The sequence below is a fragment of the Rhodococcus sp. IEGM 1306 genome, from assembly GCF_036541985.1.
Taxonomy (GTDB): Bacteria; Actinomycetota; Actinomycetes; order Mycobacteriales; family Mycobacteriaceae; genus Rhodococcus_F; species Rhodococcus_F qingshengii.
The window spans coordinates 533719-548370 of sequence record NZ_JAZHFF010000005.1; the positions used below are offsets into that span (position 1 = coordinate 533719).

Annotated in this window: 13 protein-coding genes; all 13 read left to right on the forward strand. The window is 64.0% G+C overall.

Annotation, left to right across the window (positions count from 1 at the left end; genetic code table 11):
* Positions 1 to 48: 48 nt before the first annotated feature.
* The 13 genes from V3587_RS17970 (at position 49) to V3587_RS18030 (ending at position 14643) form a co-directional block, all read left to right on the forward strand.
* Positions 49 to 810, forward strand: a complete 762-nt coding sequence (locus V3587_RS17970; protein ID WP_095969225.1) for a DivIVA domain-containing protein — start codon at positions 49 to 51, stop codon at positions 808 to 810.
* Between the two features lie 189 nt (positions 811 to 999).
* On the forward strand, positions 1000 to 1560 hold the full coding sequence (locus V3587_RS17975) for a YceD family protein (RefSeq protein WP_007729319.1): 561 nt from the start codon (positions 1000 to 1002) through the stop codon (positions 1558 to 1560).
* A 2-nt stretch (positions 1561 to 1562) separates the two neighbouring features.
* Positions 1563 to 1745 (forward strand): 50S ribosomal protein L32, encoded by a 183-nt coding sequence (gene rpmF, locus V3587_RS17980; protein WP_007729318.1) that lies wholly within the window; start codon positions 1563 to 1565, stop codon positions 1743 to 1745.
* Between the two features lie 19 nt (positions 1746 to 1764).
* Positions 1765 to 2538, forward strand: coding sequence for a ribonuclease III (gene rnc, locus V3587_RS17985; protein WP_124566320.1), 774 nt, complete (start codon positions 1765 to 1767; stop codon positions 2536 to 2538).
* A gap of 8 nt (positions 2539 to 2546) precedes the next feature.
* Positions 2547 to 3416, forward strand: coding sequence for a bifunctional DNA-formamidopyrimidine glycosylase/DNA-(apurinic or apyrimidinic site) lyase (mutM, locus tag V3587_RS17990; RefSeq protein ID WP_283377065.1), 870 nt, complete (start codon positions 2547 to 2549; stop codon positions 3414 to 3416).
* Positions 3417 to 3458: 42 nt separating this feature from the next.
* Complete coding sequence (locus V3587_RS17995; protein WP_095969228.1) at positions 3459 to 3911, forward strand: OsmC family protein; 453 nt, start codon at positions 3459 to 3461, stop codon at positions 3909 to 3911.
* Positions 3911 to 4834 carry an SMP-30/gluconolactonase/LRE family protein gene (locus V3587_RS18000; protein WP_095969229.1) on the forward strand — a complete coding sequence of 308 codons (924 nt, stop codon included), beginning with the start codon at positions 3911 to 3913 and terminating at the stop codon, positions 4832 to 4834. The genes V3587_RS17995 and V3587_RS18000 overlap by 1 nt, the downstream gene beginning before the upstream one ends.
* Before the next feature lie 5 nt (positions 4835 to 4839).
* Positions 4840 to 5124, forward strand: coding sequence for an acylphosphatase (locus V3587_RS18005; RefSeq protein ID WP_019747956.1), 285 nt, complete (start codon positions 4840 to 4842; stop codon positions 5122 to 5124).
* Positions 5125 to 5150: 26 nt separating this feature from the next.
* Positions 5151 to 8738 (forward strand): chromosome segregation protein SMC, encoded by a 3588-nt coding sequence (smc, locus tag V3587_RS18010; RefSeq protein WP_283377066.1) that lies wholly within the window; start codon positions 5151 to 5153, stop codon positions 8736 to 8738.
* Positions 8739 to 8780: 42 nt separating this feature from the next.
* Positions 8781 to 10244, forward strand: a complete 1464-nt coding sequence (gene ftsY, locus V3587_RS18015) for a signal recognition particle-docking protein FtsY (RefSeq protein ID WP_283377067.1) — start codon at positions 8781 to 8783, stop codon at positions 10242 to 10244.
* 247 nt (positions 10245 to 10491) lie between these two features.
* Entirely contained in the window at positions 10492 to 11751 is a 1260-nt protein-coding gene (locus tag V3587_RS18020) for an ammonium transporter (protein ID WP_042450902.1), read from the forward strand.
* A 56-nt stretch (positions 11752 to 11807) separates the two neighbouring features.
* Positions 11808 to 12146, forward strand: coding sequence for a P-II family nitrogen regulator (locus tag V3587_RS18025; RefSeq protein WP_003942772.1), 339 nt, complete (start codon positions 11808 to 11810; stop codon positions 12144 to 12146).
* A complete protein-coding gene (locus V3587_RS18030; protein WP_095969233.1) occupies positions 12136 to 14643 on the forward strand; it encodes a [protein-PII] uridylyltransferase in 2508 nt (835 codons plus the stop codon). Before V3587_RS18025 ends, V3587_RS18030 begins: the two co-directional genes overlap by 11 nt.
* The last annotated feature ends 9 nt before the right edge of the window (positions 14644 to 14652 follow it).

A 14652-nucleotide genomic window follows, 5' to 3' on the forward strand; every position in this document is an offset into this window, starting at 1 on the left:
CCGGTGACGATGTGGGCCGATTTCGGCCGGTAGAGATTGGGGTTGCTTGTGTACCGCGTATTCGAGGCACTGGACGAACTGGTCGCAATTGTCGAAGAGGCGCGCGGTGTTCCCATGACCGCGGGGTGTGTGGTGCCTCGCGGTGACGTACTCGAGCTGCTCGACGACGTCCGGGACGCAATTCCGAGCGAGCTGGACGACGCTCAGGACGTCCTCGATCATCGGGACAAATTGGTCGGTGACGCGCGAGCAACCGCCGAGAAGACGGTCAGCAGCGCCAACGCCGAGGCGACGTCGACGGTGGAGAACGCACGCGACGATGCCGACCGGATTCTGTCCGATGCCAAGGCTCAGGCCGATCGCATGGTTGCCGAAGCACGTGCACACGCCGATCAGTTGGTCGAGGACGCCGAGGCAGAAGCGGAACGGACCGTCACCGACGGCCGTCGTGAGTACGAGGCCGTCACCGGACGGGCGCGTGCCGAGGCCGATCGGATGATCGAGTCCGGCCAGGCCTCGTACGAACATTCGGTGGCGGAGGGAACGGCAGAGCAGGCTCGTCTGGTGTCGCAGACCGAGGTTGTCCAGTCCGCTCACGCGGAATCCGCGCGAGTGATCGACGCCGCTCACGCGGAGTCCGACAGGATGCGTTCGGAGTGTGACCTGTATGTCGACACCAAATTGGCCGAATTCGAAGAGTTCCTCACCGGAACCGTTCGATCGGTCGGGCGTGGTCGCCAACAGCTTCGTACGGGTTCGGGAGTTCCCGATTACCAGGACGACGATCGTCGTTCGGAGCGTCGTCGCTAGAGCGAACGAGACAGTCGAAGGTGGGTCGTCCGATATGGGGCGGCCCACTTTTTCGTGGACGGAATTGGGATTTGCCTCGTCGCTGCCGTATTGTGGAGTGGTTGCCCATACCAGTTTCAACAGTTAGGTGAGTTCTCTTTGTCAACGCATCGTCGTAGTTCGTCGCATCAGTCAAGTGATGCGGGATTTTTGCTGGACACGGTCAAGCTCGGTCGTCGTCCAGGGTCGATGCGTACCGTCGAGAGAACAATTCAGTCCCCGAACCGTATCGGTCTCGATCTGATCGCGATCGAAGCGGGCGCGGACATAGATCTCGATCTTCGTCTCGAAGCAGTGTCCGAAGGTGTTCTCGTCACCGGAAACGTGCATGCACCCACCAAGGGTGAATGCTCGCGGTGCCTCGAACCTTTCACCGACACCGTGGACATCTATCTCACGGAGTTGTTCGCTTACCCGGACAGCACCACCGAGGAGACGACGGAAGAGGGAGAGGTCTACGCGGTCGAAGACGACGAAATCGACCTCGAACCGGTCATCGTCGATGCAGTCGGGCTGGCGCTTCCGCTCCAGCCTCTGTGCAGTGACGATTGCCTGGGATTGTGCTCAGAATGTGGCATTCGCCTGGCGATTGCGGAATCTGGGCATGGGCATGACATACTTGATCCTCGCTGGGCTGGTCTCGCGGCCAAATTTGGCGTGGAATCAAACACCAGCGAAAATCTTGTGATCACCGAAGCCGAGGAGAAGTAGAAGTGGCTGTCCCCAAGCGCAAAATGTCGCGATCCAACACGCGGTCGCGTCGTAGCCAGTGGAAGACCACTGTGCCCACCCTCGTTACCTGCCCCAACCGTGGCTGTGGCGAGCAGACCCTTCCCCACATCGCATGCCCGTCATGCGGTACTTACAAGGGCCGCCAGGTAACCGCTGCTGTCTAGTTCTCCCCGGAGAAAGACTATGACGAGCGAAAATACAGTTTCAGCCGCCGGCGGCGAGGGCAATCACGACAAGCTCCTCGCCGCTGTCGGCGTAGATATAGAGCCCGGTCTTCTGACCCTGGCTCTCACGCACCGCTCGTACGCGTACGAGAACGGCGGACTGCCCACGAACGAGCGCCTCGAGTTTCTCGGGGATTCCGTTCTCGGCGTCACGGTGACCGAAAATCTCTATCTGTCCCACCCGGACAAATCCGAAGGTGATCTGGCGAAGATTCGTGCGAGCGTGGTCAACATGCATGCACTCGCCGAGGTTGCGAGGACTCTGGGTGAAGGTGGACTCGGAGCGCACCTGCTGCTGGGTAAGGGTGAGGAAATGACGGGCGGCCGTGACAAGCCGTCCATCCTCGCCGACGGTATGGAGTCGATTCTCGGCGCCATCCACCTGCAGCACGGCATCGAGACCGCGCGACGCGTTGTTCTCGATCTGTTCGACGATCTACTCACTCGCGCACCGCTTCTGGGCGCGGGTCTGGATTGGAAGACGAGTCTGCAGGAACTGACCGCAGAACACGGTGCCGGAGTTCCCGTCTACGAGATCACCGCTACCGGACCCGATCACGACAAGGAATTCACGGCCACCGTTCTCATCAGTGGCAAGCCCTTGGGCGTCGGTGTCGGTCGTTCCAAGAAGGAAGCCGAGCAGAAGGCAGCAAGTTCGGCATGGAAGACGATGTCGGAGAATGCCGCTGCAACCGCAGTCGCTGCTGACGGCCCGTCTGATCTCGCCGGCTGAGTTCACTCTTGCCTGAACTTCCCGAAGTCGAAGTCGTTCGCCGCGGCCTACAGTCTCATGCTGTAGGTGCGGCGATCGAGGCCGTCGAGGTACTCCATCCCCGCGCGATCAGGCGCCACATTCTCGGTTCCGATGACTTGATCGGCCAACTCACCGGGCAGACCATCGCTTCGGCAGAGCGTCGCGGCAAGTATCTGTGGCTGGTTCTCGAGCCTGCCGGTGTCGGACTGGTGGTTCATCTCGGGATGAGCGGACAGATGTTGGTCCAGCCCCCGACAGTCGACTGGGAAAAGCACCTACGCATTCGGTTGGCCCTCGATTCCGGGGCTGATCTCCGATTCGTCGATCAGCGAACCTTCGGTGGCTGGTCGATTTCCCCCCTCGTCGAGGTCGACGGAACGATGCTGCCCGAGTCGGTGGCGCACATCGCTCGCGATCCCATGGATGCTGCGTTCGATCTCGAATCCGTCGTGAAAGTCCTGCGGGGCAAGCACACCGAGATCAAGCGCGCGATTCTCGACCAGACGGTGGTCTCCGGAATCGGAAACATCTACGCCGACGAATCATTGTGGCGAGCAAAGATTCACGGCAACCGAATCGCCGAAACCCTCACCAGGCCCAAACTTCGAGAACTGTTGACCGCGGCGCGCTCGGTGATGGGCGAAGCGCTCGATCAGGGCGGTACGTCCTTCGACGCGCTGTACGTGAACGTCAACGGGGAGTCCGGCTACTTCGACAGGTCACTGTCGGCGTACGGGCAGGAGAATCTTCCGTGCCCGCGATGCGGCGCGCCGATCAAGCGTGAGAAGTTCATGAATCGATCGTCGTTCAGCTGCCCGCGGTGTCAGCCGACCCCGAGGGCACGGCGAATCGCCTAGGTCTCCCGCCCCGTCGGTTCGGCGGAGTGGCAAGATTGCGTCATGGCTGAACAGACTGCTGACAACGCTGCAACCGCCCCGGCTCACACGGAACTATGGGTCGAGCGCACCGGAACCCGCCTCTACACCGGCAAGAGTTCGCGCGGCGCAGAGGTTCTCATCGGCTCCGAATCGGTGCCAGGAGTGTTCACACCCGGGGAACTTCTCAAGATCGCTCTGGCTGCCTGCACCGGTATGAGCTCCGACTTCCCGATCTCTCGGCGCCTCGGTGACAACTACGACGCGACGGTCCGAGTGTCCGGTGCCGCCGATCGTGACAACGAGGTCTATCCGCAGCTCGACGAGGTTCTCGAACTCGACCTCAGCGAGTTGGATGCCGAAGCGCAGCAGCGCCTCATCACTCTCGTCGAGCGTTCCGTCGACAAGGTGTGCACGGTCGGGCGCACTCTCAAGGCCGGAACCAAGGTCACACTGTCGTTCGACACGGAAGCCTGATGTTCCGCGCGGGCAGCGTTGTCGCTGCGATCGCACTGGGTTCCGTTGTGGCGGTGAGTGCTCCGGCGCAGGCCTCGGTGCCGGCCGGCGGCTCACCCGGAGGTTGCGGTTCGTGGACGTCGAGCGTCGTGACGAGTGGTGCGGGCATGCTCGAGAATCTCGAGTTCGACGGCGACGGTTCGATGGTGTTGTCGCAGTCCGCTCTGATCGGGCCGGGTGCACTGCTGAAAGTGGCGCCGGACGGAACACGGACACCTTTGGTCGGTGACGTCACAGGGCCTGGCGGACTGGTCGCGCGTGACGGTTCCGTGTACTTCACCACGGGTAACTCGACTGTCTCGGGGCTGTTCGGAGTCGCCGACGGCAGCCTCCGCAAGGTCGACGTGGCAGACGGATCGGTGACAACGATTGCCGACGGACTGGTGATGCCGAACGGGCTTGTGCCGCTGGACGATAACCGCTTCCTCACTGCTCGCACACTCACCAGGCCGGGGCTCACGGTCGTCAACGGTGACGGAACGAGTTCGATCGTTCGTGAAGACCTCGGCACCGTCGACGGCCTCGCACGCTCCGGTTCGACGATCTACGTGACGACGACCTTCGACATGGTGACTGCCGTCCACGTCCTCGACGCAGACGATCTGGGCGGGCCGGTGCGAACGATCACGCTCCCCGGATTCGGTCCGGCAAACATGGCTGACGATCTGACCGTCGGACCGGACGGCGCGCTGTACGTCGCATTCAATGCCGGCGGCAAAGTTGTTCGCGTCGATCCGAATTCGGGATCTTCGTGTGAGATCGCCTCAGGTCTTCCGTTCACGTCCGCGGTGAAGTTCGGCGCCGGCCCGGGCTGGGATCCCAACTCGCTCTACACCACCGGTTTCTTGGGTGAGGTTCACCGTCTCGAACGTGTGGCGGGCTGAACGTCGTGACTGAGACACCGCCTGTGCGACTGACGGCGTGGGTTCACGGATACGTTCAAGGCGTCGGGTTTCGCTGGTGGACCAGGGCTCGCGCTCTCGAACTCGGGTTGATCGGATATGCGTCGAACCAACGCGACGGTCGAGTGCTCGTCGTGGCAGAAGGCGAACGCACGCAACTCGAGCGTTTGTTGGAGTTGCTGCGCTCGGGAACCACCCCGGGCACGGTGGATCTCGTGGTCGACAGCTGGGACCCCGCAAGGGGTGACCTGACAGGGTTCGTCGAACGCTGACCTGTTTGGCGGTAAAGTTTCCCCCCATGCACCTCAAGAGTCTGACACTCAAGGGATTCAAATCCTTTGCGTCGGCAACGACTCTTCGGTTCGAGCCGGGGATCACCTGTGTCGTCGGCCCGAACGGCTCGGGTAAATCCAACGTCGTCGATGCGTTGACGTGGGTGATGGGCGAGCAGGGCGCGAAAGCGCTGCGCGGCGGCAAGATGGAAGACGTCATCTTTGCCGGCACCTCCGGTCGAGCACCGCTGGGCCGCGCCGAAGTGACCCTGACCATCGACAACGCCGACGGCGCGCTCCCGATCGAGTACTCCGAGGTGTCGATCACGCGCCGTATGTTTCGCGACGGCGCGGGGGAGTACGAGATCAATGGTTCGTCCTGCCGCCTGATGGACGTTCAGGAACTGCTCAGCGACTCGGGTATCGGCCGCGAAATGCATGTCATCGTCGGGCAGGGACGGCTCGCCGCGATCCTCGAATCCCGCCCCGAGGATCGACGCGCCTTCATCGAAGAAGCCGCGGGAGTTCTCAAACATCGCCGCCGCAAGGAAAAAGCGGTGCGCAAGCTCGATTCCATGCAGGCCAATCTCGCTCGACTCAGTGACCTCACCGCGGAACTGCGTCGGCAACTCAAACCGCTGGGGCGCCAAGCCGAGGTTGCTCGGCGAGCACAGACGGTCCAGGCTGACCTGCGTGATGCAAAGATGCGGCTGGCCGCTGACGACTTGGTGACCCGTCGAACTCAACTGAACGACCAGGCGCAGGACGAGAAAGCGGCCCGTGAACAGCACAACCAGGTGGCGGCCGCGCTCGACGAGGCCAACCTCGAACTCGGGCGTCAGGAGCAAGCTCTCGCTCGACTGACTCCGGGATCGGAAGCCGCCGCGCAGAGTTGGTTCCAACTCTCTGCGCTTGCCGAACGAGTCAACGCCACCGTGCGCATCGCCCGCGAGCGTGCACGCCATCTCGACTCCGAACCCGTCGGCAACCGCGGCCAGGACCCGGAAGAGATGGAAGCGCGAGCCGAACGTCTTGCGGCCGAGGAGGCCGAACTCCTCGAAGGCGTAGAAATCGCGCGAGCGGCGGCGGAAGCTGCTCGGGACCAGCTGGCAGCCACCGAAGATGCTGCAGCAGAAGCGGAACGGGCGCACATGGCGGAAGTTCGTGCCGTCGCCGACCGCCGTGAAGGACTTGCTCGACTCTCCGGCCAGGTCGACACTCTGCGTACCCGCGTCGAATCCGTCGACGCGGAAGTTTCTCGACTGACCGAGGCGATCGACGAGGCCCGTCTGCGTGGGGATGCCGCACAAGCCGAGTTCGACACGGTGCAGGAAAGCATCGGGGACCTCGACGCCGGTGAAGTCGGCCTCGACACCAATCATGAACGGGCAGTCGAAGCTCTCGAGATGATCGACGCACGCGTCGAAGAACTTCGCGAGGAAGAAAAGACGAGCGGGCAACGCATCGCTTCGCTCCGTGCGCGAATCGAAGCGCTGTCGATGGGCTTGCAGCGCAAGGACGGTGGCGGCTGGCTGCTCGAACACCGGCGCGGCGACGGCATCACCTCGCTGGTCGGATTGATTCACGTCGAACCCGGCTACGAAGCTGCGATCGCTGCCGCGATGGGGCCGGCAGCGGACGCCGTCGTGGCGCAGTCGTTGGATTCGGCTCGCTCGGCTGTTGCGGCACTGGCCGATCAGGACGGTGGGCGTGCGTCACTGATCGTGAGCGGTGAACCGGCGATCGAACGCGAGAGCGAGATCGCACCGGGCAGCCGTCATGCCGTCGACGTCATCGACTGCCCTGACGAGTTGCGTGCCGGATTGACCGCAATCCTCGATGGCGTCGTCCTCGTCGAAACTCTCGATGACGCGATTCGAGTTGTCGCTGACCACAAGGGAATGCGTGCAGTGACGCGTTCCGGCGATCTGCATGGCCCGGGGTGGATGATCGGCGGGTCGGATCGGCAGCCGAGCACGCTGGAGGTCCAGGCGGCGATCGACGCGTCAACGGCGGAGTTGACGGCCACGGAAAGCCGATCCGAAGAACTCGACGCTGCGCTGTCCGGTGCGCTGGCCGAACAGGCTGCTCGACGCGAGACCGCGGAGCAGACCTTGGCCGCGCTCAACGAATCGGACGCTGCCATGTCCGCCATCTACGAGCAGTTGGGCAGATTGGGGCAAGCCGCGCGCGTGGCCCACGCGGAATCCGAGCGATTGACCGCCCAGCGAGTGCGTGCCGAGGAGGGCCGCGGTGAGTCTCTGACGAAGCTGGCAGACCTGGAGGAACGACTCCGTCTCGCCGAAACCGACGGCAGTGCACCGGGGCGCGGCGCGGAATCGACCGCTGCCGATCGTGAAATGGCCGCAGCCGCGTTGGCGGAAGTACGCATCGTCGAAATGGATGCCCGCCTTGCCGTGCGCACCGCCGAAGAGCGCGCGGAATCCGTACGCGGAAAGGCTGATTCGCTTCGCCGCGCCGCTGCTGCCGAACGAGAGGCGCGGATTCGTGCCGAACGGGCTCTGCGCGCCAGAGCGCACGCTGCGGAAGTTGCAGCTGCTGTCGCCGAATCGGGACAGCGTGTGGCGGCCGAACTCGAGACCGTCGTTGCCGCAGCTCTTGCTCACCGCGACGAGTTGGCTCGGGCACGCTCCGAGTGCACGGCCAAGCTGGATCAGGTCCGAGAGGTCGTCCGGGCACTGACCGGACAGCTCGCTTCACTCACCGACGCCGTCCATCGCGACGAGGTTGCGAAGGCTCAGGCGGCGCTGCGCATCGAACAACTCGAGGAGTCGATCCTCGATCAGTACGGTATCGGCCTCGACGATCTGATCGCCGAGTACGGCCCCGACGTCGAACTGCCGCCGACCGCCCTCGAAATCGAGGAGTACGAGCAGGCCAAGGAGCGCGGGGAGCAGGTCACCGCCCCCGCTCCGCTTCCGTACGACCGTGCGACTCAGGAACGGCGCGCCAAGCGGGCGGAGAAGGACCTCGCCACCCTCGGCAAGGTCAATCCGCTGGCGCTCGAGGAATTCGCAGCGCTCGAGGAGCGGTACACCTTCCTCTCCACTCAGCTCGAAGATGTCAAGACCGCACGCAAGGACCTTCTCGCCGTGGTCGCAGACGTGGACGCACGAATTCTGCAGGTGTTCACCGAGGCCTATGCCGACGTCGAGCGGGAGTTCGTGGGCGTGTTCGAGAAACTGTTTCCCGGGGGAGAAGGACGACTGGTTCTCACCGATCCGTCGGACATGCTCACCACAGGCATCGAGGTCGAAGCGCGTCCGCCCGGGAAGAAGGTCAAGCGGTTGTCGTTGCTGTCGGGCGGCGAGAAGTCGTTGACCGCGGTGGCCATGCTGGTCGCGATCTTCCGGGCACGCCCGTCCCCGTTTTACGTCATGGACGAGGTCGAGGCGGCGTTGGACGACACCAACCTGCGGCGGCTGATCGGACTCTTCGAACAATTGCGGGAGAAGTCGCAGTTGATCGTGATCACCCACCAGAAACCGACGATGGAAATCGCCGACGCGCTGTACGGCGTCAGCATGCGCGGCGACGGCATCACCACCGTGATTTCGCAGCGACTTCGCGGTCAAGACATGGCCTCTACGTAAGCCCTGCTCACTTTCCGGGTCGGAGCCTGAAACAATGGGCCGGTGACTACCCAGGCTTGGATCATCATCGCGGCTGTAGCGGCCGTACTACTCGTCGTTCTCGTTGCCGGATTCCTGCGCTACCGCAAGGGGCAGGTTTCGCTGAAGGCGCCCGAGACGAAGCCGGAGCTCGGCGCCCCCGAGAGGGACAAGTCAGGCGGCTACAAGGCCGGCGGCGGGTTCAACTTCAGTCAGGGGTCGACGGCAACGGCGCCACCTCCGGTGGTTCCGGCACCTCCGGTGGCGGAGAAGCCGCCCGTCGTCGAAAAGCCGGTCGTCGATGAACCGGTCGTCGAAGAACCGGTTATCGAGGAACCAGCTGTCGCGGAACCGGTTGTCGAAGAACCTGTTGCGGAGAAGCCGGCCGTCGTCGAGGAGCCGGTTGTCGAGGAGCCGGTTGTAGAAGAGGCACCGGTAGCAGAACCGGTTGTCGAAGAACCTGTTGTCGTTCCCGAGCCTGTTGTCGTTCCCGAACCTGTTGTCGTTCCCGAGCCCGTTGTCGTTCCCGAAACCGTCGAGCCAGCACCGCGCGTACTGGACGAGATCGACCCGACGGAGGGTCGGCTGGACCGACTGCGCGGGCGCCTCTCTCGCTCGCAGTCGGCAGTCGGCAAGAGCTTGCTGGGTCTGCTCGGTGGCGGCGATCTGGACGAGGATTCGTGGGAAGAAGTCGAGGACACCCTCCTCATCGCGGACCTCGGTTCCGCGACAACGGAAAAGGTCGTCACGAAGCTTCGTGAGCAGATGGCGGCCCGCAGCGTCCGGACCGAGGCTGCCGCCCGCGCCCTGCTGCGTGAGGTGTTGATCGCCGAACTGCGTCCCGAGCTGGACCGCTCCATTCGCGCGTTGCCGCACGACGATCACCCGGCTGTTCTGCTCGTCGTCGGCGTCAACGGGACGGGAAAGACCACCACAACCGGCAAGCTGGCTCGCGTGCTCGTCGCCGACGGTCGTCGCGTCGTGCTCGGTGCCGCGGACACGTTCCGCGCCGCCGCTGCTGATCAGCTCCAGACGTGGGCCGAGCGTGTCGGCGCTGAAGTTGTTCGTGGCAAGGAGGGTGGAGATCCCGCTGCGATTGCCTTCGACGCGGTCTCACGGGGCATCGCGGACGGCGTCGACGTGGTCCTCATCGACACCGCCGGCCGCCTTCACACCAAGACCGGTCTGATGGACGAGCTCGGCAAGGTCAAGCGGGTCATCGAGAAGAAGGCCTCGGTCGACGACGTTCTGCTGGTTCTCGATGCGACGGTCGGCCAGAACGGACTCGCGCAGGCACGAGTGTTCGCGGAGGTCGTGGACATCACCGGCGTCGTACTGACCAAGCTGGACGGAACTGCCAAGGGCGGAATCGTCTTCCAGGTTCAGCATGAACTGGGTGTGCCGGTGAAGTTGGTCGGTCTCGGTGAAGGCGCCGACGATCTGGCGCCGTTCGAGCCGGGTGCGTTCGTCGACGCCCTGCTGGGCTGACGCCGCGGTGCGCCTTTTCGGAAGCGCGAACCACCGAAAAGGCGCACTGGGGGCGTAGAACCCCCTGGCGAAACCTGTTTGCAACAAAGTTGGGCAATTGGTTCACGTCTGCGAAACGCGACAGCGCCATGGACGAAACACCAGCCCAGCACTCTTCTCCTTAACGACGTGCTGCCCGGCACGTGCGACTAGGAGGTAGTAAGTGAGTACCGACGATTTGTTGGCGAACTCCGGTAACGCCGCATGGATGCTGATGGCTGCATCTCTGGTCTTGCTGATGACACCCGGCCTCGCTTTCTTCTACGGCGGGATGTCTCGGTCCAAGTCCGTCCTGAACATGATGATGATGTCCTTCGGGGCAATGGCCGTCATCGGCGTCATCTACGTTCTGTGGGGATGGTCGATGTCCTACGGCACCGAGAACATCGGGGGCATTTTTGCCAACCCGTTCGAGTTCTTCGGTCTCAAGAACAGCATCACCGATGCTGACGGCAACTTCATCGCCGGCGCCTGGGGCTACCCCAACGTCATCGACATCGCGTTCCAGGTGACGTTCGCGATCATCACCACCGCCCTCATCAGTGGCGCCCTGGCCGAGCGAGTCAAGTTCGGCACCTGGCTCCTGTTCTCGGGTATCTGGGTCACCGTCGTCTACTTCCCCCTCGCACACATGGTGTGGGGCGGCGGACTCCTTTCGGGCTCCGAGGACGGCATCGCGGCAAAGCTCTTCGGCACCACGGTCAACGACGACGGAGTCACCGTCGCCAACGTCGCTCCGATCGACTTCGCCGGTGGCACAGTCGTTCACATCAACGCGGGTATGGCCGGTCTGGTCCTCGCTCTCATCGTCGGCAAGCGTCTCGGCTTCGGCAAGACCGCCTTCCGTCCGCACAACCTGCCCTTCGTGATGCTCGGCGCCGCACTGCTCTGGTTCGGTTGGTTCGGCTTCAACGCCGGCTCGGCATTCGCCGCCGACGGAAACGCCGGTCTCGCCTGGGTCAACACGACCACCGCGACGTGTGCCGCAGTCCTGGCCTGGCTCGCCACCGAGCGTATTCGTGACGGTCACGCCACCAGCCTCGGCGCAGCTTCCGGTGCGGTCGCCGGTCTGGTCGCCATCACCCCTGCTGCCGGTGCGCTCAACCCGGTCGGTTCCATCTTCCTCGGCGCCGTAGCCGGCATCCTGTCCGCTCTCGCAGTCGGCCTGAAGTTCCGCTTCGGCTTCGACGACTCGCTCGACGTCGTCGGCGTTCACCTCGTCTCCGGCCTGTGGGGCACGATCGGTATCGGATTCTTCGGCACCGCAACCGGCCTCTTCTACGGCGGCGACTACAAGCAACTGGTGGTTCAGATCGTGATCGCACTCGCAGCACTCGTCTTCACCGGCGTCCTGACGACGATCATCGGCTTCGCACTCAAGCCCCTGGGCTGGCGAATCTCGGCCGAGGACGAGGCACGCGGCATCGATGAGACCGAACACGCAGAGACCGCATACGACCTCGCGTGATCAGCACGTGATTAAAGTGAATTCAGGCACTTCAGAGTTTGGAAAGGGATGAGCACATGAAGCTGATCACAGCAATCGTCAAGCCGTTCACGCTCGAGGACGTCAAGACCGGACTCGAGCAGGCCGGAGTGCTGGGAATGACAGTCAGCGAAGTTCAGGGCTACGGCCGACAGAAGGGTCACACCGAGGTGTACCGAGGCGCGGAGTACTCCGTGGACTTCGTACCCAAGGTCCGGGTGGAGGTCGTCGTCGACGACGCGGCCGTGGACAAGGTGGTCGAGGTGATCGTCGAGGCCGCTCGAACCGGCAAGATCGGCGACGGCAAGGTGTGGGTCTCGCCAGTCGAGTCGGTCATCCGGGTTCGCACCGGGGAACGCGGTGGCGATGCACTCTGACCCGAAAGGGTCCGAGAACTTCGGCCCTGGTTCCGTCGCGAAAGCGACGGGGCCAGGGCCGGTCTCGTCAGGGGGATCCGACGAAGCTGCGGACCTGGCCCGCGCACGCAAGGCCCTACTCACCGGAGGCGTCAAGAACAGGAGGCTCGACGCCCCCTCGCTGCGACATGCACTGGTCGATCTGCACGAATTCTGGTTGACCACCAAGGGGACCGAACTGGGCATCAAACCGGATTGTGGGTTCGCCATCGTCGCCGTGGGTGGTCTGGGCCGACGCGAACTGTTGCCGTATTCCGATCTCGATCTGATTTTGCTGCACGACGACATGGACCCAGCGGTCGTGGCCCAGGTCGCGGACAGCCTGTGGTACCCGCTGTGGGACGCGCACATCAAACTCGACCACAGCGTGCGGACGCTTCCGCAGGCGCTTCAGGTTGCGGCTACCGACATGACGGCGGCACTCGGAATGCTCGAAGCACGCCACATTGCCGGCGATGTGGAACTGAGCAACCTGTTGATCAGTGGTGTCCGTCGACAGTGGCGAATGGACATCCGCAGCCGATTCGACGAACTGATCACCCAGACCCGTACGAGGTGGGAGCGCAGCGGCGAGATCGCCCATCGCGCCGAACCCGATCTCAAGAGCGGACGTGGCGGACTGCGTGACGTCCAACTGCTCAACGCCCTGTCCATCGCGCAATTGACCGACGGGATGCCGGGGCTGGGACCCAATTCGCCCGGCGGCGGTCTGGCACTTGCGCACAGGCGGTTGCTCGACGTGCGCACCGAACTTCACCGCGTTGCCGGTCGCGCCCGCGATCAACTGCGAGCGCAGGACGCCGACGAAATCGGTGCGGCGCTGCGGATCGGTGATCGATTCGACCTGGCACGCCTTCTCAGCGAATCGGCGCGCACCATCAGCTATTCGGTGGACGTCGGTATCCGTACCGCCGGAAACTCCTTGCCCCGGCGTGGTTTGTCGCGGCTGCGTCGCGCGCCGGTGCGGCGGCCGCTGGACGAGGGGGTCGTCGAGCATGCCGGCGAAGTTGTTCTGGCGCGCGATGCGAGACCGAAGAAGGATCCCGGTCTGGTGATGCGGGTCGCGGCAGCGGCGGCCACCAACGGCATGCCCATCTCCGCGTCGACTCTCAACCGCCTGGCCGACAATGCCCCGGAATTGCGCGAGCCGTGGCCGAAGAATGCGGTCAACGATCTCCTGGTCGTGCTCGGTTCGGGATCGCGTGCCGTTCCGGTGATCGAGGCGATGGACCGGACCGGGCTCTGGGGTCGACTACTGCCGGAGTGGGGCACCATTCGCGATCTTCCGCCGCGCGACGCCGTCCATACGTGGACGGTGGATCGCCACCTCGTCGAAACTGCCGCTTATGCAAGCGGATTCACCACGCGCGTCGCCCGGCCGGACCTGCTCATGCTCGGTGCGTTGATCCACGACATCGGCAAGGGGCGAGGGGGAGACCACAGCGTCGTCGGCGCCGAATTGGCCACCGCGATCGGAAATCGTTTGGGGCTCTGGCCTTCCGACGTCGCGACGTTGACGGCGATGGTGCGCTATCACTTGCTGCTGCCGGAAACCGCGACCCGTCGCGACCTCGACGATCCGGCAACCGTGCAGCGAGTGGTCGACGCACTCGAAGGGGACGGGACGCTCCTCGATCTCCTGCATTCGTTGGCTGAGGCGGATTCGCTGGCCACCGGGCCTGGCGTCTGGGGCGACTGGAAGTCGTCGCTGATCGGTGAGCTCGTGCGTCGATGCCGTTTGCTGATGGCGGGGGAGGACCTCCCACAACCCGATCCACTCGCTCCCGAGCAGTTGGCCATCGCCGAGGAGGGCGGGGTTCACGTCTCGCTCGTGCCGGCCGAGAATCCGCACACCTACGTCGTGACGGTCATCGCGCCCGACGCTCCCGGACTGCTGTCTCGGGCTGCCGGAGTTCTGGCGCTGCAGTCGTTGCGGGTGCATTCCGCATCGCTGGGGTCGCATGCGGGTTCGGCGGTCAACTCGTTTGTCGTCACGCCGAGATTCGGCACACCTCCGCAGGCGGTGTTGCTCAGGCAGGAATTGATCCGGGCTTCGGCCGGAGAGCTGAATCTGCTCGAACTTCTCGACGCCAAGGACGAGGAGGCACGGGCGGAGCAGTGGGACGACCCGATCCAGACCAACAAGGATTCGGCGGTTCCGGTGCTCTATTCGCAGGCGCCGCCGCGGGTCATCTGGTTCGACGCGCCCGGTGACGGTCACGCGATCCTCGAATTGCGTACCGAGGACCGCGTCGGCCTGCTCTGCCGACTGGCCGCAGCACTCGAACACAGTGGTGCCGACATCCGATGGGCGAAGGTCGCCACGTTGGGTTCCTCGGTGGTCGACGCGTTCTGCCTCGACTTCGGTGAGGCAGATACCCGCGCCGCGCGAGAGCGCGTCGAGGAGGCAGTGCTGGCGGTGGTTCCGGTGCCACAACCGAAGAAGAAAGAGGATTGACGGACCGGT

Bases quoted from the DNA above. Each gene is read 5' to 3' on its own strand.
- V3587_RS18000 (WP_095969229.1), top strand. From the start codon at position 3,911: ATGTTCCGCGCGGGCAGCGTTGTCGCTGCGATCGCACTGGGTTCCGTT.
- V3587_RS18025 (WP_003942772.1), top strand. From the start codon at position 11,808: ATGAAGCTGATCACAGCAATCGTCAAGCCGTTCACGCTCGAGGACGTC.
- V3587_RS18020 (WP_042450902.1), top strand. From the start codon at position 10,492: ATGCTGATGGCTGCATCTCTGGTCTTGCTGATGACACCCGGCCTCGCT.
- V3587_RS17995 (WP_095969228.1), top strand. From the start codon at position 3,459: ATGGCTGAACAGACTGCTGACAACGCTGCAACCGCCCCGGCTCACACG.
- V3587_RS18030 (WP_095969233.1), top strand. From the start codon at position 12,136: ATGCACTCTGACCCGAAAGGGTCCGAGAACTTCGGCCCTGGTTCCGTC.
- smc (WP_283377066.1), top strand. From the start codon at position 5,151: ATGCACCTCAAGAGTCTGACACTCAAGGGATTCAAATCCTTTGCGTCG.
- rnc (WP_124566320.1), top strand. From the start codon at position 1,765: ATGACGAGCGAAAATACAGTTTCAGCCGCCGGCGGCGAGGGCAATCAC.